Source organism: Streptomyces sp. BB1-1-1, assembly GCF_031597775.1.
GTDB classification, from domain to species: domain Bacteria; phylum Actinomycetota; class Actinomycetes; order Streptomycetales; family Streptomycetaceae; genus Streptomyces; species Streptomyces thinghirensis.
The window spans coordinates 139670-164357 of record NZ_CP134205.1 but is presented as its reverse complement, the minus strand read 5'-3'; the positions used below and the strand labels follow the sequence as shown (position 1 = coordinate 164357).

Annotated in this window: 22 protein-coding genes; 10 read left to right on the top strand and 12 right to left on the bottom strand. The window is 71.4% G+C overall.

Annotated elements, in window-relative coordinates:
• Positions 1-12: 12 nt before the first annotated feature.
• The 12 genes from RI578_RS41385 to RI578_RS41330 form a co-directional block, all read right to left on the bottom strand.
• Positions 13-1056, bottom strand: a complete 1044-nt coding sequence (locus tag RI578_RS41385) for a GNAT family N-acetyltransferase (protein WP_310876161.1) — start codon at positions 1054-1056, stop codon at positions 13-15.
• Positions 1053-2492 (bottom strand): phosphotransferase, encoded by a 1440-nt coding sequence (locus tag RI578_RS41380; protein ID WP_310876160.1) that lies wholly within the window; start codon positions 2490-2492, stop codon positions 1053-1055. The genes RI578_RS41385 and RI578_RS41380 overlap by 4 nt, the downstream gene beginning before the upstream one ends.
• Positions 2492-3358 (bottom strand): methyltransferase domain-containing protein, encoded by an 867-nt coding sequence (locus tag RI578_RS41375; RefSeq protein WP_310876159.1) that lies wholly within the window; start codon positions 3356-3358, stop codon positions 2492-2494. Before RI578_RS41375 ends, RI578_RS41380 begins: the two co-directional genes overlap by 1 nt.
• Positions 3355-4707 carry a protein-L-isoaspartate O-methyltransferase gene (locus tag RI578_RS41370; RefSeq protein ID WP_310876158.1) on the bottom strand — a complete coding sequence of 451 codons (1353 nt, stop codon included), beginning with the start codon at positions 4705-4707 and terminating at the stop codon, positions 3355-3357. Before RI578_RS41370 ends, RI578_RS41375 begins: the two co-directional genes overlap by 4 nt.
• Positions 4704-6095, bottom strand: coding sequence for an MFS transporter (locus tag RI578_RS41365; protein WP_310876157.1), 1392 nt, complete (start codon positions 6093-6095; stop codon positions 4704-4706). The genes RI578_RS41370 and RI578_RS41365 overlap by 4 nt, the downstream gene beginning before the upstream one ends.
• Positions 6079-7113, bottom strand: coding sequence for a phosphotransferase (locus RI578_RS41360; RefSeq protein WP_310876156.1), 1035 nt, complete (start codon positions 7111-7113; stop codon positions 6079-6081). Before RI578_RS41360 ends, RI578_RS41365 begins: the two co-directional genes overlap by 17 nt.
• Positions 7110-7631: an HIT domain-containing protein gene (locus tag RI578_RS41355; RefSeq protein WP_310876155.1), complete on the bottom strand. Its 522-nt coding sequence runs from the start codon at positions 7629-7631 to the stop codon at positions 7110-7112. Before RI578_RS41355 ends, RI578_RS41360 begins: the two co-directional genes overlap by 4 nt.
• Positions 7632-7636: 5 nt before the next feature.
• Positions 7637-9112, bottom strand: a complete 1476-nt coding sequence (locus RI578_RS41350; RefSeq protein WP_310876154.1) for an NUDIX domain-containing protein — start codon at positions 9110-9112, stop codon at positions 7637-7639.
• Between the two features lie 107 nt (positions 9113-9219).
• Positions 9220-11085: an ABC transporter ATP-binding protein gene (locus tag RI578_RS41345; protein ID WP_310876253.1), complete on the bottom strand. Its 1866-nt coding sequence runs from the start codon at positions 11083-11085 to the stop codon at positions 9220-9222.
• 540 nt (positions 11086-11625) lie between these two features.
• Positions 11626-12762, bottom strand: a complete 1137-nt coding sequence (locus RI578_RS41340; protein ID WP_310876153.1) for a hypothetical protein — start codon at positions 12760-12762, stop codon at positions 11626-11628.
• 52 nt (positions 12763-12814) lie between these two features.
• Positions 12815-13687, bottom strand: coding sequence for a TauD/TfdA family dioxygenase (locus RI578_RS41335; RefSeq protein WP_310876152.1), 873 nt, complete (start codon positions 13685-13687; stop codon positions 12815-12817).
• A 31-nt stretch (positions 13688-13718) separates the two neighbouring features.
• Positions 13719-14597 (bottom strand): amino acid--tRNA ligase-related protein, encoded by an 879-nt coding sequence (locus RI578_RS41330; RefSeq protein WP_310876151.1) that lies wholly within the window; start codon positions 14595-14597, stop codon positions 13719-13721.
• Positions 14598-15098: 501 nt separating this feature from the next.
• On the opposite strand from RI578_RS41330, the gene RI578_RS41325 reads away from it, so the two are divergent.
• The 10 genes from RI578_RS41325 to RI578_RS41280 all read left to right on the top strand — a co-directional run bounded on the left by RI578_RS41325 (position 15099) and on the right by RI578_RS41280 (position 24655).
• Positions 15099-15476, top strand: coding sequence for a hypothetical protein (locus tag RI578_RS41325; RefSeq protein WP_310876150.1), 378 nt, complete (start codon positions 15099-15101; stop codon positions 15474-15476).
• A gap of 134 nt (positions 15477-15610) precedes the next feature.
• Positions 15611-16657 carry a fatty acid desaturase gene (locus RI578_RS41320; RefSeq protein ID WP_310876149.1) on the top strand — a complete coding sequence of 349 codons (1047 nt, stop codon included), beginning with the start codon at positions 15611-15613 and terminating at the stop codon, positions 16655-16657.
• A gap of 113 nt (positions 16658-16770) precedes the next feature.
• Positions 16771-17916 (top strand): inosamine-phosphate amidinotransferase 1, encoded by a 1146-nt coding sequence (locus RI578_RS41315; RefSeq protein ID WP_310876148.1) that lies wholly within the window; start codon positions 16771-16773, stop codon positions 17914-17916.
• Positions 17917-17989: 73 nt separating this feature from the next.
• Positions 17990-19315: a JmjC domain-containing protein gene (locus RI578_RS41310; RefSeq protein WP_310876147.1), complete on the top strand. Its 1326-nt coding sequence runs from the start codon at positions 17990-17992 to the stop codon at positions 19313-19315.
• Complete coding sequence (locus RI578_RS41305; protein WP_310876146.1) at positions 19312-20142, top strand: DUF3865 domain-containing protein; 831 nt, start codon at positions 19312-19314, stop codon at positions 20140-20142. Before RI578_RS41310 ends, RI578_RS41305 begins: the two co-directional genes overlap by 4 nt.
• Complete coding sequence (locus RI578_RS41300; protein ID WP_310876145.1) at positions 20142-20576, top strand: GFA family protein; 435 nt, start codon at positions 20142-20144, stop codon at positions 20574-20576. The genes RI578_RS41305 and RI578_RS41300 overlap by 1 nt, the downstream gene beginning before the upstream one ends.
• Before the next feature lie 126 nt (positions 20577-20702).
• Positions 20703-21569 carry an arginine deiminase family protein gene (locus tag RI578_RS41295; RefSeq protein ID WP_310876144.1) on the top strand — a complete coding sequence of 289 codons (867 nt, stop codon included), beginning with the start codon at positions 20703-20705 and terminating at the stop codon, positions 21567-21569.
• A gap of 69 nt (positions 21570-21638) precedes the next feature.
• Entirely contained in the window at positions 21639-22913 is a 1275-nt protein-coding gene (locus RI578_RS41290) for a cation:proton antiporter (RefSeq protein ID WP_310876143.1), read from the top strand.
• Positions 22910-23479, top strand: a complete 570-nt coding sequence (locus RI578_RS41285) for a nitroreductase (protein WP_310876142.1) — start codon at positions 22910-22912, stop codon at positions 23477-23479. The genes RI578_RS41290 and RI578_RS41285 overlap by 4 nt, the downstream gene beginning before the upstream one ends.
• Positions 23480-23551: 72 nt before the next feature.
• On the top strand, positions 23552-24655 hold the full coding sequence (locus RI578_RS41280; RefSeq protein WP_310876141.1) for a class I SAM-dependent methyltransferase: 1104 nt from the start codon (positions 23552-23554) through the stop codon (positions 24653-24655).
• Positions 24656-24688 lie beyond the last annotated feature (33 nt).

Here is a 24688-nt window from a genome sequence, read left to right as displayed (position 1 = left end):
CGACGTTGCTGCTCACGCGTTTCCCCAGTCCCAGGTGCCGAAGTACGCTGCCTGCCCGGTGCGCCGGGCCTCCTCCACCGCGCTCAGGCGTGCGAAGTCACGGGTCGGCATCAGCCCCTCCCACTGCTCCAGGGGCAGGACGCGGACCTCGTCGTGCTCCTGCGGATCCAGGGTGATGGAGCGGATCTGCGCCGCGGTGAGACGGCCGCCGTCGAAGATCATCCCAATCGTGCTGTAGGGCCACTCGGCGCCGGGCAGCCCGTACACGGTGGCCAGCAGCCGGGGCGGGCCGGACACAGGCAGCCCGGTCTCCTCCCGGCACTCGCGTACGGCCGTCTCCCAGGGCCGCTCCCCGTGGTCCATGGTGCCGCCGACCAGCTGCCAGGGATGCGCGGGGGAATACACGGAGTGCAGCTGCAGCGGCCGGTCGTTCTCGTCGGTGAAGTACAGGCAGGCGAACGCTGTGGCCTTCAGGACCGTCTCGGCGTACTGCTCGGCCGGCAGCCGGCCAGGACTGCCCAGCTCCGTGTTTGCCGCGGCCGACTGTTCGAGCCGCGTCATCCGCATCAGTGCCGGACTGCCCGTGAAGCCCAGCTCGCGGTAGAGCGGCTGCGCCTCCACGCTGGCGTGGAGCTCGAAAAGAGTCACCTGCTCGACGTCGGCGAGGTGGTCGAGGAGCGCGGAGACGACGGCCCGCGCGTAGCCGAGGCGCCGGTGGTCGGGGTGCGTGGCGACCACGTGCACGCGGGCGGCCAGGCCCCGGGGGTAGGCCGGGGCCGGGAGCACGGGGTGAATCAGGCCGAGGGCGCAGGCGGCCATCGTGCCGTCGGGTGCGTCGATGACGAAGGCCCGCGCGTCCCCCTGATCGGTCAGCCGCGGTGCCAGCTCCTGCGTGCACCGCCGGATCCAGTCCTCGTCCAAGGGTTTGGACAGGACGTGCGCGGAGCGCATCCGGATGATGGCCTCGGCGTCGGTGGTGGTCGCGGCGCGGACCGGCGGCCGGCCCGCGGTGCCCTGCGGATCGGTTGCTGGGGTAAGTGCCGTGTCAGCGTTCATGAAGCATCTCCTGTTGCCGGGGGCTCGCTCTGGTGTGGGCCGGCGGCGCGCAACCGGGCCAAGGTGCGCCGGCCGCGCTCCACGAGTTCCGGATCGCCGTGCGCACAGCCGTAGGCGATCCCAGACACCGCGTCGAGAGCCGAGTCGATGACGAGGCGGGCGTACTCGTCGGGACTCAAGGGCCTGCCGTAGCCGGCCATGAACGCCTCGATCAGGTCGTCGCGACCGTCGATGGCGCTGAACAGCCTCACCAGGTCGCGCACGGCCGGTCCCGGCTCGCTGCGCTCAAGGTCGATGACCGCGACAGAGCCCTCGGGCGTGCGGGAGTCGCCGGCGGAGTGGAGCACGTTACGGAGCTGGAGGTCGCCGTGGGTCTCCACCCACTCCAGCGGGCGCAGGTCGACAGCTCGGCGGACAAGCACGCGGACGAATTCCTCGTCCCCCGCCTCCAGGTACGGTCGGGCACCGGCCAAGTGCCGGTCGGCCTTGCCGACGGCCGGGCCGCTGCCGGCCGGCGCCGGCGTCGGCGGCAGGACATCGTGGATCCGCCGGGCCAGCTCCCCGATCTGCCGGTACACCTGGCGCTCGGCCCGCGGGTCGAGGACGGCGCCGTGCAGCGGGCGGCCCGGCACCGCGGTCAGGACGACCGCCCGCAGCGCCGTGTCGGAGGCGACCAGGCGCGGCGCGGCCCCGCGCAGCGCCGGCGCCCAGGTCTGCAGTCCTCGCACTTCCCGCGCGTGGAAACGATCACTGGGGTGGATCTTCACGTACCAGGTGCCGCCCTGGGCGCCGGTCGCCCGCCACACGCGGCTGTTGGCTCGCGCCCAGGAGGTGTCCTCCCAGCGGTTGATCCGGCCGACTGCCCGCTCCGCGAAGTCCACGACTGCGGGGTCGGGACGGCTGGAGTCTGCCCGGCCGGTTGCGTCCGGCACGATGCGCAAGCGGTCGGTGCTCGGGTCGAAGGCGATGGTGTCGCCAGGCAGCTGGAAGTGCACACCGAGACACGCACCGGCGGTGTAGGCGTCCAGTCCGGCACGGCAGTACGCCACCATCGGAGAGGGAAGGGCGTGCAAGGGCGCCCAGTCCATCGCGTCACAGACGTCCGGTTCCTCGATCCGGGGCTCGCCCTGCCACTGCCGGACCTCGAAGAAGTAGCCGGTGCGCGAGGCTCCGCCGGGGCCGCGGTGGTGCACGGTCACGGCTGCCCGTACGTCGGCCGGGTCGATGACGATGCCGCTCTCCTCCCGCGCCTCGCGGACCAGCGCGGCGACGACATCCTCGTGCGGACCGTCCAAGTGCCCGCTGACCAGGTGCCACAGGCCGGCGGCGTACACCTGCCCGGCCCGCCGTGAGAGCAGGATCTCCGGCCCTTGCGCGGTGTCCCTGCGCAGGATCAGGTGGACGTCCACCGCCTCGGTGTGTCTTCCCGCGCTCATCACGCATCCCCCGGGCGCCGGGCGAGCAGAACCCTGAACGTGGTTTCCTCGACCAGAGCCCCGGCCGCGGCGTGCGCGTGAAGCAGCGCGAGGGCTTCGTCCTCGAACGCCCGGTGCCGCTCGGCGAACAGCTCCTGTCCGGCGAAGGACGTGGTGCGCAGGTAGCCGAGTACCTCCTGCGGCGCCCAGGTGCGAGTGACGGGGAAGAGGTGTTCGGTGACGTCGCTGAACGCCGAAGAGGCCAGGTCCTCCTCGAATCGACGACGGGGCGGGGCGTAGAAACTGCGCGCGCCGGCCCTGCGTTCGGGGCCGAGGTAGTGCTGGATCACCTCGCGCAGCGCACGGGTCCAGTCGGCGTCGTGGGTCCACAGACTCCCGTCGCTCATGATCGCCACGGCGCCGCCCGGTGTAGCGACCCGGTCGGCCATCTCCAGGACCGCGGAGCCGTTCATCCAGTGGTAGGACCGGCAGCAGGTGATCAGGTCCGGTCCTGAGTCGGGTTCACCGGGCAGCGTCGCCAGCGGCTCGTAGTCGTCGGCCACCGCGTGGGCCAGAGTGAGGGTGCAGTCGCCGAGCAGGGGTCTGAGGGCTTGCCCCGTCTGGTGCAGCATCTGCCCGTTGACGTCGACCGCCTCGATGTGCGTCAGGAGTGCGCCGGCGGACAGCAGCGCCAGGGGCACCTGCCCGGTTCCGGTCCCCAGGTCGAGCAGCACCGGAGAGGGCCGGCCCCGCAGGACGTCGGCGAGCAGGTGCGCCGCGGTGTCGGGCAGGCCGGGCCGGTAGCGGGCATACGTCGCGGCCGCGGCCGCGAACAGTGCCTCCTGCTCCGGGTAGAGGTCCGGAAGAGGGCCGTAGGGATAGGTCACGAGGTGGCTTCCTCATCGAGCGGGTGGGGGGCGGACAGTTGCCAGGACAGGCGTCCGCAAGAGGAGACGGCTCTCTGCCCGTTGTCCTCGTCGAAAACGAGACGGAAGCGATCGGGGGAGCCTGCCGCACGCCATCGCTCTGCGACGTCGTGGATCTCCGCCCAGATGTCCCGCGGCCCGTCGACGGTCACTTCCCAGCGCCGGTGCCCGACCGGGCGCGCCCGCATCCAGGACCCGCACTCCGGTGCGCCGATCGTCAGGTCGTCCGCGCCGAAGTTGCGGACGAGGCCCGGGTGAAGATGGTCCAGGGCCAGCCACATGCCGCGATCGGTGTCCGCCGGGGGCACCAGGCGGCTGCGCTGGGTCCAACGACCCTCGCCGGTGGCGATCCGTTTACGGAAGTCGGCGGACAGGAACAGCCGCTCGAAGCCCGCTCCGCCGCGATGCCCGAACTCCACCGCGCGGAGCTCCGGAACCACCTCGCCCGCGGGGGTCTTGGTGATCACGGCGAGGCCCGGCCAGGACGGCGACGAGGTGCCCAACGTCATCAGGGCGCGACCGCCCGGGGAGAGCTGGTCCACCAGGGCAGGCGGGATGCAGGGTACGGCGAAGGACACGAAGATCCGGTCGAACGGCGCACCCTTCGGCCAACCGGCCGTCCCGTCCCCGCACACCACGGCGGGCCGGTATCCGAGGTCGGCCAGCCGCGCCCGTGCTGCCTCACCGACATGGCGGTCGACGTCGAGCGTGACGACCCCGCCGTCCCCGCAGACGAAGCACATCACCCCGGCGGTGACCGCCGCGCCGGTCCCGACATCCAGAACCCGCTGCCCACCCCGCAGGTCCAACACGTCCAACAGACCGGCGGTCATGCCCATCGTGCTCGACATCGCCGTCATGGAGCCCCCGCACCGAGGCCCGCCGTCCCGGCCGAGGAGCGGCTCACCCTCGTGCTGGACCGACACACTGTCCCCGCTGTACAGGACACCCAGCAGCTCCTCCCGGTCACCGGGCCGGGCCCAGTCCAGCAGGTCCCATCGAGGCGGCTTCTCATCCGGCGTGCTGCGCCGCACATACGCCTGCGGCATCAAGACCTCGCGAGGCAGGGCCAGCAGCGCCTCGCGGACCGGTCCGGCAGCAAGGTCGCCGGCCTGCTCCAGGCGAGCGACCATCGCCGCCCGGGCCGCGGCAGCATCGCCATGATCTCGGGCCTCGTCCCCGGACCGAGTGACCTCCGCGGCCTCTGCGGTCCTGGTGCGGGGCAGCACGGCGGTGGTGGGCCTTGCTGGAACGTGGGCGGCGGGAGCCGCGGGCCTTCGTGTGGTGTCCTCGGCGTTCAGCTCGGTCATGGTGCGCCTCCGTCCGACGAACTCTTGGTGTGGATGTCTGCGGCGGGTGCCGTCCCAAGGGCAGGCACCTGACGTGGGGGACCGGCGCGCGGGAGCTCTTCGGCAGGCGCGGGCTCCTTCGGCGCGCGCGAGGCTTCGGGCATCTGCCGCAGGCCGCGCAGCGGAGAGAGGGCCAGGACCAGCAGCGGCACGATGAGCAGACAGGCACCGATGAACAGGGCCGACCGGACGCCGGCCCATGTTCCCAGCGCGCCGGCGAGCAGCGCTCCGACCGGACGGGCACCGGCGGTCAGCCAGGTGCTCACCGCCTGCATCCGCGCCTGCATGCCGGAGTCGGTGATGATCTGCCGGATCGACCTCTGGGTGGTGCCTGCCGCGCCCGCGCACACCAACTGCACGAACAGCGCACTACCGATCACGATCTCCCATCCGAGACCGGGGGAGGCGAGCAGCAGCGGAACCTGGGTCACCGGCGTGATGGCGAGCGCGGCGAGCATCATCGGCCCGGGCCCGAACCGTCGGGCGAGGGCGGGGGCGAGGAGTGCCCCGGTGGCCGCGCCCAGGGCTCCGAGCCCCAGCACGACACCGAACGCCGTGGTGCTCATCGCGAGGGTCCGCAGCAGGTACAGCGCCCACAAGGTGTTGAGCAGCGCGAGTGCGAGGGACGTCGTCGCGTTGACCAGCGTCAGTGTGCGCAGGCGCTCGTCCTCGCGTACGTATCGCAGGCCGTCGCCGATCTCCGCCCACAGCCGGCGTTCCCCGGCCTGTACCCGGTCGGCCTCAGGAGTGTGAACGCGTGCGGTGCACCAGGCGCTGACAAGGTAGGAGAGGACGTCTCCAAGAAGGGCCCGGGCCGGTCCGACCAGGGCGGTCAGGGCGGCACCGAGGTGGCTTCCGGCCGTGGCGGCGATCGCGAACAGAGTGCCCACGCGGCTGTTGCTCCGCTGGATCAGGGACCGGTCGACCAGGCTGGGCAGAATGCTGATGGCCGCCGCGTCGTGCACCACGCCCGCGGCACCCTGCACTGCGGCGACGGCCATGAGCTGGGACAGGGTGAGGACGTCGAGGGCGGCTGCTACCGGCACCGTGGTCAGCGCGGCCGCACTCACCAGGTCCCCGATGATCATCTGGCGCTTCTTGGAATGGCGGTCGGCGAGCGCCCCGGCGTGGAGGGCGAGCAACGCGGGTGGCAGCAAGCCCAGGAACGCCAGCCAGGCCACCTGAGAGGTGGTGGCGTGCAGCTCCAGGACGGCGATCACGGGGATCACCATCGAGCTGATCGAGCTGCCGGTCACATTGGCGCTCTGTCCGATCAGGAACGTCCGGAAGTTGCGGTGCCTCCACAGCGACGGCTCGGGTGGTGCGGCGGAGTCAGGTGAGGAGGTCACGGAGCACCTCCTCCGCCTCGTCCAGGCGAGCGCACAGCACTCCCAGCGCTTCGTGGCGGGCTCGCCCGTACGCCTCCAGCTGAGGGGTGACCGCGGGCGGGTCGTCGAGCGGTTCGGAGAGCGGGTACACCGAGCAGGCCAGGTAGCCGGCCGCCACCCGGGGCACCGTCAGGAGGTCCTGGTCCGGCATGGCCGGGTTGGTCCCCCGGTAGGCGGCGACGGCGGTGACCAGGCCGGTGAGCCAGTCCGATGCGGTCAGGACCGTGCGCGGATCGAGCACGATGCGACCCAGTTCCCACATCGGGCTGCGATGTGTCGGTGGACGGAAATCGATGACCGCGGCGACCTCCTCGCCTCTCAGCATCAGGTTGAGGGAGGACAGGTCGCCGTGGACGATCTGCGTGGCGAGGGTTGTGGGGAGCGCTTCGAGCAGGGATGCCGTGGCGGGAAGCGCATCCAGCCGTTGCCGGGCGGTGTCCCTCGCCCACGTCCCGAACGAGGAGCTCGGGGGTTGCTCCTTCCAGCGGGCGATAAGCCGTTCGAGGCGCCGGCGGCCTCGCTGGACGTCGCAGACCTCATGCGAGGCGGCGCGGCGCGGTGGCCCGTCCGGATGCCGCGCGAGCGTGCGGTGCAGTCGGCCCACCATCGCACCGACGGAGGCCCACCGCCCGCCGGACAGACCGCCCTCCGCCGTCTCGGCATCCTCGGCGAACGCGGCGACGGACACCGCGGGGCCGCCGTGGACGGCGATGAGGTCGCCGTCCAGAGTGCGGCGCATCGTCGGCACCGGGACCCCGCCGAGCGCGGCGAACTCGGCGAGCTCGAGGGCGCGCCGCTCCGCGCCCAGATCAGCATGGTCCGGGTACACCTTCACAAACCACCGGCGGCCGTCGCCGTCCCTGGCCACGTAGTTGCGCGTGGCTGTCCCTGACGGTCCCTCGCGGACGTCGGTCGGGATGATGCCGTAGTGCATCGCCAGGAATCCCGCCGCGACCATGACGTCGGACTGCCGTTTCATCGCCCCGCCTCCGGCCTGCCGGGGCCGTTCATCAGCCGGCGCAGCGCTCGGGCGTCCGACTGCAGTTGATCCTCGTCCTGGCGTCCGAAGTCGAGCACGTCGAAGGGCAAAGGGCCGCCCGGCGCGGGGTCCGCACCCGCCTCGCGTCGCGGAACGACGTGCTGGTGAGCATGGGGAATGGCGTTGCCGAGCAGGAGGTAGTTCATCTTCAGAGGCTGGTAGTGCGCTTCGAGTGCGCGGCCCAGGACGAGAGTGTCGCGCCAGAACGCGGCGGCTTCGTCGCCGGTGAGTTCGGTGGGCTCGGCGACGTGCCGCGCGGTCACGATGGTGATCGAGTAGCCCCGGACCTGCCCGGAGCGCCAGAGGTAGGACTGGGAGACCTCGCCGCGGTGCAGAAGGATCCCCCAACCGATGTCGTCGGCCGTCCAGTCGTTGCCGCACATCGGGCAGTCGTGGCCGGCACGGTGCGCGAGGAAGTCGTCAGGCCAGGAGGCGCTGGGTGTCGGTGGGAGCGGCACAGGTTTCACCAGCCCGTCTGGGTGTACGGGCGGCCCGCGACGATGCCTTCGATCGCCAGGCGGGTGTACGGCACGACCTTCGCCGGAAGATCCTGCGGGCTGAACCACCGCCAGGCCACGCACCGGTCGGGCTCCAGGAGTTGCGGGGTGCCGGACCAGGTGTGGGCCTGGAAGACGAGCGCGATCCGTGCCCGCGCCGTCGGCGAGTCGACGTGGTGGATCACGTGCACGAGCTCGACGTCGCCGGGATCGATGATCAGCCCGGCCTCCTCCCGGGCTTCGCGCACCAGGCAGCTGACGGCGGCCTCCCTCTCGCAGTGACCTGCCAGAAAGTGATATTCGTCCGGCGCGAAGACCGAGTCGGGATGGCGCAGTCCGAGGAGGATCCGGCCCCGTTCGTCCTGGAGGTGAAGGTGGACACCGACGATGTGGAGCTCGGTCCCCTCGGGTGCCTCTTCGTGCAGAGGGCGGATGCGGTCCGGCGGGCTGCCGGCCGGGGGATGCTCGGCCGCATGGCGGCGGATCAGGTTGCCGAGGCCGGGACTCAGCCGCAGCCGGTCCAGCATGTCGGGGGTGAACCACTGCAACAGAACGCCCTCTTGCAGGTCCGCCGTGTCGGGGTGCCCGTTCCAGCGCGCCGTGTAGACCTTGATCGGCACCGCGAGGCCGTCGACGCTCGTCGCCTCCTCGACTGCGTAAGGCGCCAGGTCCACAGGTTCAAGGCCGGGGGCCTCCTCGGCGAGCTCCCGCCGCAAGGTCGCCTCCAGGCACCGGTCACCCATCTCCCGCCCGCCACCCAGAAGGTCGAAGACCCCGGGCGCCCAGATGTCCTCCCGCAGATCCCTGAGATGAAGCAGGTAGCGTCCGAAGCCGTCATGGACCAAAGCCGACGCATTGACGGGCTCCGGTTGCCCGTCGAGCCCCTCGGCCTGGGCGTCCAGCAGCTTGGCCCGCAGCGTCGGGGACCTGACGTCGGCGAACCCGAGCCACCGGGCACCCGAGACCTCTTCGTCCTGGAGCCTGAGCGGCGGCAGCTGCTCGGGGCTGACGTAGAAGGCGAAGCGGAAATCGAAGTGCTGATGGCTCGGCTCGCCCTTGGCGGGATTGGCGTCGATCCCGTGCACGTCGACATCGATCGGCGCCCCCAGGAACTGCGGGGTCAGACACAGGTCACCGGGCTGGATGCCCGTCTCCTCGGACACCTCCCGCAGAGCCGCGGCCAGCAGGCTCCGGTCCGCCTCGGCATGACCGCCCGGGGTGAGTAGGAGCCCCGTGGCCTTGTGGACGATGTGCAGTACGCGCCGGTCTCGGTCGATGACGACCGCGCTGCACGTGACGTGCCCGGGAAGCGTTGTCCGACTGGACGGGTCGTCCGGCCCCTCCAGGACGGCGAACAGCCCGGCCAGAGACTCTCGCTCGTGCGGGTGCCGGGTCAGGTAGCTGTCGAGGGTCGCGCGGATGTGGGAGCGGGTGATCGGCACGTCAACACCTCGAAGAAGCACGGAAGGACTGGTGGATGGGTCGAGGGCGGGCGGGGCAGCCGAGGCCGTGAGCCCGGGCGAAGCGAGGGAAGTGGTGCCGGGATCCTTCACGCGCGGGTCCCGTGCCTCTCGCCGTCCGGCTCCGAGGTCACCTGGTAGGACAGCAACTGCTGGAACAGGCCGCCTTCTTGCGCGGCGAGGTCCTTGTAGGTGCCCTCCTGCACGACCCTGCCCTCGTCGAGGACCACGATCCGGTCGGCGATGGCGACGTTGGTGATGCGATGCGTGACCAGGAGAACCATCCGGTCCCGGGCCAGGTCCCGCAGCCGCTGGAAGATCCGGTACTCGGCGCGGGGGTCGAGGTTCGCGGTCGGCTCGTCGAGGACCAGGAGCCCGGCCTCGCGGAAGAAGGCCCGCGCGAGTGCGATGCGCTGCCACTGGCCGCCGCTCAGCTCCTCCCCGTTCAGCCACTCGCGGGCCAGGAGCGTGTCCAGGCCGGCGCCGAGCTTGTCGACGACCTCATCCGCGTCGGCGGCCTCGCATGCCTCGCGGACCGCCGCGTCACCGCGGGCGGTGGGCTGCCCCTGGGTCACGTTCTCGCGGACCGTCAGCGGCCAGTGCGCGTAGTCCTGTGGCACCAGGGCCACCTGCTGCCACAGCGCCTGCGGGTCGGCATCATCGGTGGCGACGCCGTCCCACAGCACCTGTCCGCCGCTCGGCAGGTACAGGCCGCTGACCAGCTTCGACAGCGTCGATTTCCCCGAGCCGTTGAAGCCGACCAGTGCGGTGACCTCGCCCCGGCGCAGTGTGAGCGAGACGTCGGACAGCGCGTTGTGGTCCTTCCCGGCGTAGCGGTGCGAGACCTGCTTGATCTCGATCTCGTCCGGCGGTGCCGGCCGGTGCTCGCCGCGGCGCATGGTGTAGCCGCCGGCCAGGTCGAGGAACCGTGTCCAGTCGTCCATGTAGAGGCCGGTACGCACCGCGCGGGCCCCCACGGCGACCAGCCCGCGCACCGACTGGCCCACCGTCTGCAGAGCGAACACGGCCGTGCCGGCGTGGCCGACGCTGATGCGGCCGGTGGCCAGCAGCCACACCACCGCCGCCCACACGACAGCCGATCCGAGGCCGCCGCACAGGGCGCCGACCAGCGACATGCGGGCGCCCTTGTCGGCCGCTGTCCGGTCCTCACGGTTGATCCGGGCGACCGTCTGCCGGTAGCGGCCGGAGAGGAAACCGGCCATGGTTCCGGCGCGGATCTGGTCGGCGGCCTCGCGGGTGAAGATGTGCCACCGCAGCACCGACAGCATGCGGTTGTCGCCGTTGCTGCGCAGGTTCGCCAGGTAGCGGACTCGGGCGGCGCTGACCTGGGCGAGAGCCTGCGGAAGGCTTGCGGCGACCAGGAGAGGGAGGAGCACCCAGCTCACCCCGGCCAGGACGACGGCTCCGGCGAGGAAGGACGCGGCCGAGGCGATCAGGTCCTGGCCCTCGTCGATGAGGTCGCCGGTGACCTGGGCGCCGCGATCGGCGGCCTCACGGTCGCGGTTGAAGTCGGGGTCGTCGTAGGCGGAAAGCTCCACCCCGGCGCAGCCGGTGATCAGCATCTGCTCGGCTTCGCGCGACATGAGGGGGCTCAGCCGGGAGGAGAGCCAGCTGACGGTGATCCCCAGCAGTGCCCGCACGCCGGTGGCGGTGGCCAGCAGGGCTACGGACGGCCATGCCTGCAGGAGCCGGTGGTAGACGTCGCCGCTGGTCAGCAGTGCGGTAAGGGTGCCGCTGATCGCGATGAGGCCCAGAGCCTGCATGACGCCGGCGACCGTCTGGCACAGCAGGAGACCGGTGGTGGCCCGTCGGTCGACGCGCCAGGCGAGTGCCAGGGAGCGCCGGACCAGCTGGGGCAGGCGCCGGGCCATGTCGCGCATCCGGATGGAGCGGCCGGCCGCTTCCCGGCTGCCGGTCAGGTCCACGTACCGCATCTCCGGGACGGGGGAATTCTGTTCCGCGCCGGCGGCAGGCGCCGTTTCCGGCGCCTTGGTCGGCGGGGCGGGCGGAAGGGGGGTGGGGCGCGGCCCCGGGACGGTCTCGGCGGTTTCATCTGTCGACTCACTCATGCCGCCCACCTCGTATCCAGACGTGCTGAGGAGCGGGTGTCGTCAACACGACGCACCGTCGCGGGGGCAGGCCGTCGTTCGAATCCGGAGGGCTGATGCACGGGGGCGGGGGCGGGATTCACGATGTTCTCCATCTGGGCGGGTAAGTGGCACTGGTGCTCTAAGAACGCGTCGGATCGGGCTCCGTCACGGCTCATTTCGTGAACACATGTTCTGATCGGGGTGTTGGGGCGGGCAGGGTGCGGCGGCAGGCCGTGAAATCTGTTCGACGCGGCCGGGTCACCCCTTCGGGGGATTGCCGTGCCGACCGGGGCCGCGGTGCGGGGCATGGCTGACCGGGCCGTGGCGAGGAGAGGCACGGCCTGGGCGGAGAGCGGTCAGATCAGGTGGGGGGCCGGTCGCGGATCATGCTGAGATGACCGTGAACGACACAGGGGGAAAGCGGCGGCCGTTGACTTGGATCGCGACGGTGTACGGGCCAGGAGTGACCTTCGTGGTGGCCGTCGACCGCAGCTTGTGCGGCTTGGACAGAAGGAGCGGCCGGCCGGGTTGGACGGTGGTGCGGCTGAGGAAGTAGACCTTCTCGCGCGGCTTGCCGGTGGGCGTGGTGGAGGAGATCACGAACATGACATCCACCGGGACGGCCACGGTGGCGGTGAGGGCAGCGGAGAAGCTGAGCACGTCGCCGTCGGCCAGCTCGGTGCGTTCCAGGACGAGAGGTGTCAGCTCCAGCGGTGCGTCATGCGGGTAGCCGAGGAAGGCGTAGGCGTCCGGCGAGCCCTTCTTGAGCCTGCTCCGCAGGGCCGTCCGGGCGATGAAGGCGAAGTGCTGGTCGGAGGCGCCGGCGGTCTCCTTCCACCGCCTGAGGGTGGCCAGGACGAGTTCGGGTTGCGTGCCGGCGAGGTCGTGGAGGTGGTTGGCGACGGAGGTGCGGACGTAGGCGCTGGAATCGGCGTAGAGCCGGTCGAGCACGGGGAGCGCCGCATCGGCGGGCAGGGAGATGCGGGGTGCGCAGGGCAGAAGAGGGCGGGTGGCTTCGCTCGCGAGCCGGCGGGTCCGGTGGTCCTCGTCGCGGGACCAGGCATCGACGGCCTTCATCGTCTCGTCGGGGAAGGTGTTGAGGAAGTCCCGCACGGCGACCTCTGCCGAGAAGTACCGGGTGAAGTGCGCGAGGGCGTCGAGGGCTTGGGCCAGGTACTCGCCGGTGCGCAGGTAGCGGGCGACGAAGTCGGAGTGCGGGGAGTAGGTGTGCCATCCGAAGTCGTTCGTGATGCCGGCGGCCTCGGGCGTCGGCGGCAGCGAGCGCAGCAGGACGTCGAGGGCTTCGGTGCCTGTGACCGGAAGGTGGGTGTGCAGTGCCTGGCTGGTCCGAGTGATCCGGTCCTTCAGCTCCAGGCCGGGCAGGTCGGACATCACGTCCTGTACGAACGTGCCCGCGTCGAAGTCTGGGCACACGCTGTGGACTTGGTGTCCGATCTGGGTGATGCGCTCGCGGTTGAGGGCGGTTTCCTTCAGGGGCACCTTCACGGCCTTCGCGGTCATGGGCAAACACTAGGGCTGGCGACGAGCGCAGACAGCGTGTTCTCGCCGCCGGTCATCCCTCGGAGCCACGGGGATCCGCATGCTGTCGAACGGCAGCGCGATACAGCAGGCGGGGGTGGCGGGAGCTGTCGCATGGGGAGGCGGTGTGGAGGGTGGCGAGGTTGTCCCACACGACGAGGTCGCCCTGACTCCAGTGGTGGCTGTAGAGGTACGGCGCGCTGGTCGTGTGCTCCAGCAGTTCGTCGATCAGGGCGTAACTGTCCTGATCGGAGAGTCCGGTGACGCAGCGGATCACCATGGAGCCGAGCAGCAGTGAGCGGGCTCCGGTGACCGGATGGGTCAGGACGAGAGGGTGCTCGACCTCCGGGTGGCCGGCGAGGCTCCCGGCCGCTGCCGATGACTGTCCGCCGCTGGCCTGGCTCTGGAGCGCGCCGAGCTGCTCGATGGAGTGCACCGCGCGCATCTTCTCGATCCGCTGTCGCACCGCCGGGGGGAGGCCGGCGTAGGCACGGGTCGCGTCGGCGAAGCGGGTCTCACCGCCGCGTGCGGGGGTGATGACCGAGTAAAGCATCGTCGCCGAGGTGAGCTGGGGCTTGAAGCTGTTGTCGGCGTGCCACTCCTCCTCGTTGTCCCCGTCGTAGATGCCGATGTGCTTGCCGTCCTCGACGATGTTGCTGATGACGGTCAGGCCCGGGAAGCCGCCGACGGCGTACCGGCGATCGACGCTGGTGTCCACCGTCCCGAAACAGGAGGCGACGGTCAGCATGTCGGCGTGGTTCAGGTGCTGGCGGGGCACGATCAGCAGCCGGTGCTGGTGCAGGGCCGTCGCCAGCTGGGGCGCGAGGCTCTCGGCGTGGATCGCGAGGTTGGCATCGACGATGGCGCCGAAGCCGCTCTCGTCGAGCGGGCGCAGCGACAGGTCCATCGCTACTCCTTCCGGACGGTGACCTGGGTGGTCAGAACTGGAGCGAGGGCTGGAAGACGCGGATGTCCTTGACGCCGGAGGCGGCCATGCACAGCCGCTCGATGCCGATGCCGAGTCCGACGCTGCTGGCCGGCACACGTCCCGAGTCAATCGCCTCCCTGGCCAGGGCCTGCTCGTCGTCGTACAGGTCCACCGCGCGGGCCCGGTCGATGAACGCGGCCCCGTCGGGCTCGTCCTCGTAGCCGTGGACGACCTCGATGCAGTCGACCAGGACCTCGAAGCGGTTGAGGACGGCCGTCGTGCCGGGTGCCAGGCGGGCGCACGGCTCGTCCCCGCCGACCGGGTACTCGGTCAGGAACAGCGCGGCGCCGGTGCTCTGGACCTCCACCTCGCGTTCCACGTACTGCCCAAGCACTGTCTTGAACGGCACGTCCGCGCTCATGCCCAGGTGGGCGGCCATTTGAGCGGGAAGGTCCCCGAGGGGCTCGCGGCGCAGGTCGATGCCGAACTGATCGTGGACGTGGCCGGCGACGGAAACGCGCTGCAGGGTGTACGGGAGGTGCGGGCCGATCAGCGCCTCGGCGAGCGTCAGGAGGAAGCTGAAGTCCTCGCCGGCGGCGTAGAGGTCGAGCATCTGGAACTCGGGCGCGTGCAGCTCGTCGGGCTTCTCCGGCCGGAAGCACGCACCGATCTCGAAGATTCGCCGGTGGTGCTCCAGGTTCACGCGCAGGGCCGGGCCGATCATCGCCCGCAGGAAACGCCCGCTGCCGTGGTCCACCGGCAGACGGCGTCCCGGGCCGAGGTCGGCTCTGCGCATGGTCGGGGTGGTCACCTCGACGAAGGTCTCCGCGCGGAGGGTGTCCCGCAGGCTGAACAGCAGGTCGGACTTCATAACGACGGGGTTGAGCACGGGCACTCCCAAGGACGGTGTTTCCGGGCGGAGTTCGCGGGAAGCCGGGCCCCACGGTGATCTGTCGCGTGGCTTCTCGGCGAGGCCACAAAGTAGCCGCGCCCGCATACGCAGCAGAAGCCCTCCCACCCGCTCCGCCGCGTCCAACGAGCCCAAAATGGGGCTCGCTCAGGAAGAAAGTTCGGCGTTGTTGCAGGTCAACAGAGTTGTGGGCGCAACGCATGCGCAACGGTCCCGTGCAACCGACGCAACGGCCAGAGCCGTTGCGGCCCTCCCCAGCCGAGTTCTAGCGTGACTGGCCAAGCGCCCGGCTGACCGCCACGCAACGCTCCTCCACAGATGGAGAAGACGTGCTACGGCGCGGCCCTCTCCACCGGCGTGCGCCCATGCCACGGCGTGCCGAGCCGACGGTTCAGCACCTCACCGGACCCGCGGCCCGGCAGTTCCACAGCCCGATCACCCGGAATCGCGGATCACCCGCGACCGAGCAGGGAGAACTCGATGACCACTACCGCTGGTATGACCCCGGACACCGGCCTGAAGGCCGGCATGCGCCCCGACGCCGCGGACCTGAAGCTCGGGATGCGGCCGGACGCCCCCGTGCTGAAGGCCGGCATGCGGCCGGACGCCGCGGACCTGAAGCTCGGGATGCGGCCGGACGCCGCGGACCTGAAGGCCGGCATGCGGCCGGACGCCGCGGACCTGAAGGCCGGCATGCGGCCGGACGCCGCGGACCTGAAGGCCGGCATGCGGCCGGACGCCGCGGACCTGAAGGCCGGCATGCGGCCGGACGCCGCGGACCTGAAGCTCGGGATGCGCCCGGACGCCGCCGGCCTGAAGGCCGGCATGCGCCCCGACAGCGCCCTCGTCGCCGCCTGACCCGCGGCTGATCCACCCCTTCGTCGTGCTCCGGCGCGCCTGCCTAACGGCAGGTCGCCCGTGCTGCCTGCCCCTCGGGGGGCGTGCCGGAGTCCGGCCTCCTTTCATCCGCACCACGTCGACTGGAGAACCTGATGGGCAGCCCCGCCGCTGGCAGGACCCGCAACGGCACCGGAGCCTCCGGCCCTGTGCGCAAGGCCCTCGGCCAGCAGCTCATCACCGACCTGGAAAAGCTCTGCGGACGCCCGACCATCGGACTGTGGGACGTCGCCTGGGACCTCATGGCGATCGCCGCCGCAGCGATAGTCGGCCACCTCATCGGTCACGTCGTCGGTCCTCTGCTCGCCGTCTGCTACATCGGGGTGCGCCAGCGCCACCTGTCCAACCTCGGCCACGAGTGCGTGCACTCCAAACTCATGGCCACCCGCCGCGCCAACCGGATCGTCGGCTACCTCCTGACTGGCCTGCTCGGCGAAGGCTTCGAGCCCTACCGCAGCAGCCACTACGTCCACCACGCCAAGCTCGGCTCGGACGACGACCCCATGTTCCAGTCCTACCGCGCCGGCAACATCCGCGCCGCGGGCCAGGTGCCCAGCCGCCGCGCCTTCGTCCTGCGAGTCATCGTGCGCAACGCCCTGTGGCGGTTGCCGAAGACCGCGGTGCTGACCCTGCTCACCCGCGCGCCGGGGGAGACTTGGCGGGCCCTCGCTACCCGGGCCGTGCTGTGGGCCGGCGTCCTTGCCGCGCTGTGGCCCGTGGGCGGCGTGCCCTACCTCCTGCTCTACTGGCTGCTCCCCCTTGTCTTGGTGCGGCCCGTCGTCACCTGGATCACCGACCTCGGCAACCACGCCGGGCTGATCGAGAACGGCGACGTCCTCCTGCAGACCCGCGGCTGGACCTCCCACCGGCTGACCCGGCACCTGCTCGGCGGCCACCTTGACGACATGTTCCACCCCATCCACCACTGGTGCCCACAGATCCCCTGGCGGCGCCTGCCCGAGGCCCGGGCCCTCACCGCCGAGCACCTGCCGCGCTTCGGCGAAGTGCCGTGGTGCTCCGGCTACTTCTTCCGGCGGCGCTCCACACCCGACCAGCCTTGCGTGATCGAGGACATCATCGCCCGGCTCGCCGTTGCTCCCGGTGCCGCCCGCACCCCGCCCCGGCACGCCTCAGCCGCCTGACCTCGTCCTCGCCCGACCTCCGAAACCCCGTACGGCACCGCCCACCCCGGCCGCGCACCCGCGCGCCGCAGGCGAGGGCGCGCCGTCACTCGCCGCCGAGGAGGCGGCCCACCATGCCCCAGCCCGCGCCCACCTCGCCGCCGGCCCTGAACAGCTTCGACGAATTCACCCGGCTCGACGAAGTCCTCCTCGGCCGCGCCGAGTACTACGACGCCCACCACACCGACACCTCGTGGCGGTTGTTCTTCTACGACAACGTCGCCCCGGTCCTCCGTCGGCACGCCAGCCCGTCGGGGGAGGAGCTGCTGCCGATCCCCGGACAGCTGGTCGACGAGCTCAACGAGGACATCGCCGGCCTGGCCGAGGCCCTGACCGGATGCGGGGTGAAGGTCCTGCGGCCGGCGGCGCCCGGCAAGGACATCGACATCCGCTCCCCGCACTGGGACGCCCGGGCCACCCCGCCGCTCAACGTCCGCGACCAGACCATCATCCTCGGCAACACGATCGTGGAGACCGCGCCCCACGTCCGCGCCCGCATCTTCGAGAACGACCTGCTCAAGCCCGCCTTCTACCGCTACTACGAGGCCGGGGCGAACTGGTTGAACATGCCGCGCCCGGCTCTGACCCGCGACTCCCTGGACACCGCCTACTTCACCCGCCAGAACCTGGACGTCAGCCGCGCCACCGATGGCGAGAGCGCCGGCGCGATCGAGGGCCTGGGTCTGGAGATGGTCTTCGACGGCGCGCAGTGCATGCGCCTGGGCCGCGACGTCCTGGTCAACGTCGCCAACCACAACCACGAACTCGCCCTGCGCTGGCTGAGGGACAACATCCGCGACCTGCGGTTCCACCGCCTGGACGCCATGGCCGACAACCACATCGACAGCGTCCTGGTCCCGCTGCGCCCCGGCCTGATGCTGCTGCGCTCCCCGGCCTACCTGAAGTACCTGCCCAAGGCCATGCAGTCCTGGGACGTGATCTACGCCCCCGACACCGACGACAGCAACTTCCCGGACTACAGCGACCTCGGCTTCGTCATCCCCATCGGCAGCCGGTACATGGACATCAACCTGCTGTCCATCGACGAGAACACCGTCGTCGTCAACTCCCTCTACCCGGAGCTGATCGAGGTCCTGGAGCGCCGCGGGTTCACCGTCGTCCCGGTCCGCCACCGCCACCGCCGGCTGTTCGGCGGCGGCTTCCACTGCTTCACCCTCGACACCGTCCGCCGCGGCGGCCCCGAGGACTACCTCAGCTGACCTGGCACCCCCTCGCCACCGCGCCCCGGCACCCCCGAACACGGCAGTCCGCCCCGACGTCAGGAGATCCTCGATGGACACCGCCTACCCCTGGCCACCCGACCAGACCTTCTGGACCAGCACCTTCCCCGACCACACCACCGGGCGGACCACGCCCTTCCTGTTCAAGGGCATCATCCCCGCCACCGCGGCTGGCCCGGACGACGTCCTGACCGGGTTCGAGGCCATCCGCCGGGCCCACGCCGCCGGCACCGACATCAAGGCGCACGCCCGCGTCTACGTCGGCGAGGACCGCCGCGACGACCTCCTGCCCCAGGCGCTGACCGTCCGATCCTGGGACGGGGGCGTGGACGCCTTCGTGCCGTGGATGCAGGACCTGGCCGGCGCCGAACGGTTCTCCCTGGTCGTCAACAATCTGGAGACCGTCAGCCCTGCCCTCGCCGCCGGTCTCGGCACCTTCCTCAAGACCCTCATCGACGGGTGGGGCCTGCCGCTGGGCGGCGCCGAACAGGTCGCCTTCGCCGGGAACTACGCGGGCACCGCCTTCGGGATCCACGAGGGCTACGAGGACGCCTTCCTCGTCCACCTCGGCCCCAACGCCAAGAACTTCTACTGCTGGCCCGCCGAGCAGTACGAGAAGCTCACCGGCGGCAAGAAGCCCACCTACGGTGACTACCGTGCGCTGCTGGAGGAGGCCGAGCACTTCCTGCTGGAGCCGGGCGACGCCCTCTTCCTGCCCCGCCGGGTCTTCCACGTCGGCACCCAGGACACCTTCTCCGTCTCGGTGGCCATGCCGCTGTACACCTACCCGTACGCGCAGCTCCTGCAGAGCCGCATCATCCCGGACGTCCTCGCCGACCTGGCCGGGGACGGGCCCGACGACCCGCTCAACGAGCCCTCCGCGATGGCGGACACGACTGCCGGGCCCGGCGCCGTCGCAGACCGGCTGGTCGGCGTCGGCCGCGAACTCCTGCTCCTCGCCGCCGACCGAGTCCGCAGCGCCGCCCGCCAGCACGCCGAGCAGCGGTGGACCACCCTGCTGAGCAACGGCGGCTGGGAACTCGTCGAGGGCGACCTCTCCCGCCAGGAGGCCGCGGACGCCTTCGACCCCGAGCAGGTCACGCCGGGCGCCGGCATCCGCGTGATCGCCCCCTACCAGGTGACCACCCTGCTCAGCGACGACGGCGACTCCCACCAGGTCCTGCTGCGCGGCCACCAGGTGGGCGTCACCCTCGACGGCGCGGGCCTGGACCAGGACACCGTCACCGCCCTCAATCGCGGCGACACCCTCGTCCTGCCCGACAACGCCGAGCTCCTGACGGCCGTCCGCGCCCTGGGAGCCACCGGCGGCCTGCTCCTGACCCCCCGCCCCTCCGACCCGAAGGACGCCGACGCATGACACCCGACAACAGCCTCGTCCAGGCCTATCTGAAGGCCCATCCCGAGACGCAGAGCGCCGTCAACGGCACCTTGCTGGGCAAGTTCACCTCCGGCACCGCCCTGGTCACCGCGCACCTGGCCCCGCTGGTCGACTGGACGTACGCGCGGATCGCCGAGAAGGTCGGCGCCGCCGACCTCAACGAGGCCCAGGCCCGGATGTACATCGAGGAGCTCTCGGTGTTCGCCCGCTACAACGCCCAGTACCTCAAGACGGCCGCCACGGCCGTGGAGGGCTACTGCCCCGAGCTCGCGCACGAGCTGCGCCGAAACCACCTGGAGGAGGGCGGCGAGCGCGGCAAGGTGCCCGCGCACTACGTCCTCTACACCAACGCGCTCCTCTCCGACCTCGGCCTGCTCGTCAACGGTCACGTGCCCGCCCCCGAGACCGAGACGCTGGTCAACCTCCACCAGTGGATGGTCGGCTCGCACATGCCCAGCCACATCGCCGGCGCCTACTACGCCACCGAAGCCGTCGCGATCGCCGAGACCGAGATCCTGCGCGACATCACCAACCGCTACGGCGAGCTGACCATCGGCCGCAGCGGCAGCGAGCTCAAGGCCCTGCACTACTACTACGAGCTCCACCTCGACGACGAGCACGAGGCCGCCCAGGTCGGCGGCATGAGCGTCGAGGCCGCCCACATCGAGGGCCTGGCCAGGTTCATCAAGGAGAGTGAACTCTTCCACATCGACCTGCCCCAGGCCCTCGACGGCTGGCTGACGATCACCGAGGGGATGACACACTGGTGGGCTCAACTCGCCCACCGCGCCTCGGAGATGAACTGATGAACGCCACCCCCGACATCGTCGCCGCCGCCCAGGAGCGATCCGGCGGATGCTTGTGCGGAAAGATCCGCTTCACCGTCAAGGGCGAAGCCGTCTACCCGCACACCTGCAGCTGCCCGCACTGCCAGAAGCTCGGCGGCGGCCCGATGATGTGGTGGGCCGGCTTCGCCCCCGAGAACATCACCTGGACCGGTGAGAGCGAGCAGATCTGGTTCGAGACGTTCAAGGGCGAGGCCAAGCGCAGCTGCTGCCCGAACTGCTTCAGCCGCCTCGCCGCCATCGACAACGGCGTCCCGGAGATCGGCATCGTCGTCACGGCCCTGGACGACACCAGCGGCGACGACCTCGTGCCGATCAACCAGTCCTTCCGCGACAACGCCGTGCACTGGCTGCCCCAGGTCCCGGACACGCAGAAGAAGAGCCCCGTCGGCTGACACCCGCGAGACCTCCGGGGCCGGCAGTCCTGACCTGCCGGCCCCGGGCCCGCACCCTCCTGGGACCGTCTGCGCCGCGTCCGGCTCACCGTCCGACCGTCCCGCCCCCGGCCCAGGAGACCCATCGTGCTCACCCCGCACGCCACCAGCGAGTACGGCGCGCTGCGCCACGTCGCCATGCGCTACGCGAGCGACGTCACCCCCGACCTCGACGGCCCCGACGTCCACCCCGTCCTGACCCGCCAGATGACCACCAGCTCCTGGAAGCCGTACGACCCGGCCACCGTCCGCACTCAGCAGGACGCCCTGATTGGCCTCCTCCGCGGCCGCGGCACCACGGTGACCCTCCTCGACGCCGCGCCGGGCTGCCCGGTCCAGCACTACCCTCGCGACATCGCCTTCGTCATCGACCACGTCCTGGTCATGGCGCGTCTGAACTCCACGCACCGCCTCCCCGAGGCCGACGCGCTCGCCCCGCTGCTGACCGGCGCCCCGCACGTCGCCAACCTGGACGAGGGCACCATCGAGGGCGGTGACATCGCTCTGCACACCGGCACCGTCCTGGTCGGCCTCGGGGAGGAGACGTCCCCCGCGGGAGCGGGGGCGCTGCAGCGGGCGCTGGCCCACCACGGCGTCGATCGCGAAGTCCGCCCGGTCCGCTTCGCCACCCGCGGCATCGTCCACCTGGACGACCACTTCACCATCGTCGCGCCCGGCACCGCCCTCATCCACCGCGACGTCTTCCCGCCCGCCGAACTGCGCTGGTTCGAGCAGCACTTCGACCTCATCGACGTCACCGAGACAGAGGCCCGCGCCGTCCAGGCCAACGTCCTGGCGATCGCTCCGGACACCGTGATCGTCACCGCCGGCAGCGACCGCATCGCGCGGGAGCTCACCGCACGCGGACTCGAGGTCCTCCCCGTCGACTACAGCGAGGTCACCCGGATTCCCGGCTCGCTGCGCTGCACCACCCTGCCGCTGACCCGCGCCTGATCCACCCCGATCCCGCCCCGCCGCCGTGCCGCGCGCGGTGCGGTCCTTCGCCCGATTCCTGGAGCTGTCGTGTCCGACCCGCTGCTGCCCGTGCTCCTCGCCGTCCCGGTCGTGGTCCTCGCCTGCCAGGCCGGCGGGCGCGCCGTCAGGCTGCTCGGCCAGCCGCCGGTCATCGGCGAAATCTTTGCCGGAATCCTGCTCGGCCCCTCGCTGCTCGGCTGGCTCGCCCCCACCGTCCAGCACCACCTCCTGCCGACCTCGGTCCTGCCCGTCACCTCCGCCCTGGGCACCCTCGGCCTCCTGGCCTTCCTGTTCCTGACCGGACTGGAACTCGACCTGCGTAGCCTGCGCACCACCCGCGGCGCCGTCGCCGCGGTCAGCCTCACCGGCCTCCTGCTCCCCATGGCCCTCGGCGCTGCCCTGGCCGCCGCCCTCTACCCGCACTTCGCACCGGACGGCGTCGAGCGGCTGCCGTTCATCCTGTTCGTCGCCGTCGCCCTGAGCATCACCGCCTTCCCGGTCCTCGCCCGGATCCTCGCCGACCGCGGCCTGGAGACCACCCCCCTGGGAACCTTCGCCCTGGCCTGCGCCGCCACCGATGACGCCCTCGCCTGGTGCCTGCTCACCGCCGCCGTCGCCCTGGCCACCACCGGCACCGCCCTGTCGGCCCTGACCACCCTCGCCCTCACCGCCGCCTACGCCGCCGGCCTCGCCCTCATACGCCCCCTGCTGCGCACCCTGCTCGAGCGCGCCGGCCGCACCGGCGACGAACTCGTCCTGGCCCTCCTCTTCGTCGGGCTGTGCCTCAGCGCCTACACCACCGACCAGATCGGCGTGCACCCCGCCTTCGGCGCGTTCCTGTTCGGCGCCGCCGCCCCCCGCGGCCTGCCGGCCGTCGAGCGCAGCGCCGCACGCATCCGCGCCGTCGTCCTGCCACTCCTGCTGCCGCTGTTCTTCGTCGACGCCGGCCTGCACACCGACTTCTCCCACCTGCCCGCCGGACAGTGGGCCTGGGGCGCGGCCATCCTCGCCGTCGCCATCATCGGCAAGTGGGGCGGCGCGGCCGGCGCCGCCCGGCTCACCGGCTCCGACTGGCGCTGGTCGGCCGCCGTCGGCACGCTCATGAACTGCCGCGGCCTGACCGAACTCGTCGTCCTCGGCATCGGCCTGCAGACCGGCGTCATCACCGAGACCCTGTTCACCCTCCTGGTGATCATGACCGTCATCACCACCGCGGCCACCGCCCCGATCCTCCGGCGCGTGGCCGGCGACGACCCGCGAATGACCTCACCGGCACCCCACGACAATCCCGAGAGCGTCCCGGCCCGGAAGGCGATCCGATGACCCGCTCCCCGAACCCGGTCCTGGACGCGGTCCTCACCCGGCGCAGCGCACCCCGCCTGACCGAACCCGCCCCCGGCCCCGCCGACCTGGAGCGCCTCGTCCAGGCCGCAGCCACCGCACCCGACCACGGGCGGCTTCGCCCCTGGCGACTGGTCGCGGTGAGCGGCGACGAGCGGGCCCGCCTCGGCGACGCGCTCGGCGAAGCCGCCGACACCCCGGAACAGGCCCGCCGCGCCACCGAGAAGCCCCAGCGCGCGCCCCTGATCCTGACGATCGTGCACCGGCCCGTGCCCAACCACCCGAAGGTCCCCGAGTGGGAGCAACTGGCCGCCACCACCGGCATGGTCACCACCCTCTCGCTGCTCCTGCACAGCCACGGCTTCGCGTCGATCTGGCGCACCGGCGCCGCCATCCAGGCACCCCAGGTTCACAAGTACCTCGGCGTCGACGACGGCGAACAGCTCCTGGGTTGGCTCTACGTCGGGACCCGGTACGCCTCCGACGCCGCCGACCGGCGGCCGTTCGACACCCCCACCAGGATCACCTGGCACACCACCGGCATCTGAACCCTTCACCCAGCACACGACACGTCGGCAGTGGGGCTGGGCGGACGCCGATACCTCCGCGAAAGGCAGACCATGCGCGACATCCAGCACATCGAGATCCCCGGGCACACCGTGGGCGTGCGCGTCGACCCCGGCCCCGAGCGAGAGGGCCGCCCCGCCCTGTGGCCGAGCGTGGGGGAGTACCCGATCTACGACCCGTTCCTCTACACGACCATGATCACCGACGACGAGCGCAACCACCGGTTCCGGGCGGCACTGGCGTACCTGGCACCGGGCCGGCGCATCCTGGACATCGGGACGGGCCAGGACCTGCTCTGGGCACGAGAAGGCGTGCAGGCCGGAGCCCGGCACGCGGTGGCCATCGAGGTCATCGAGGACGCGTTCTACAAGGCGGCCGCCAACCTGCCGGCCCTCGAGCCCTCGGACCGGATCACGCTACTGCTCGGCGAGTCGACCAGACTCCGCTTCGCCCCCCGCGCCGATGTCTGCGTCGCCGAGATCATCGGCTCGCTCGCCGGCGCCGAAGGCGCGGCGGCCGTCCTGGCCGACGCCCGCACCCGCCTCCTGGAACCCGGCGGCCTGGTCATCCCCCACCGCGCCGTCACCCAGGCCGCCGCGGTCCGCCTGTCCGACCTGCTCCCCGAACAGCCCGTGGCGTTCGCCGAGGCCGCACTCCCGTACCTGCGAAGCATCTTCGGCTGGCACGGCAGCCCCTTCGACGTACGGCTCAGGGTCGAGAACCCGCCCGCCGACGCGCTGCTCTCCGAGGGCGCTCCCGTGGAGGTGCTCGACTTCAACGGTGACCTGCAGACGCAGCAGCGTACGACCACGCACTTGGCCATCACGCGGCCCGGCCTTGTGGACGGCGTGCTCACCTGGCTCAACCTCTGGTGCATGCCGGACGAAGAGCCGCTCGACGCACTGCGCATGAAGACGAACTGGGCCACCATCTACCTGCCGCTCTTCGACAGCCCCGTGTCGGTCGAGCCTGGGGACGTCCTGGAGCTCACCTTCACGGCCGCCCTCAGCGACGACCGTGTTCATCCGGACTATCAGCTCCAGGTTGTCCTGCGCACCGTCGGCGGGCAACAGCACCGCGGCTCCCTGATCTCCCCGCACCACGGCGGCGCCTTCAGGTCCCACGCGATCTACCAGGATCTCTTCCCCGCGGGCTGACCGGCCGCCAGGCCGCGCCCGGTACATCGCGGC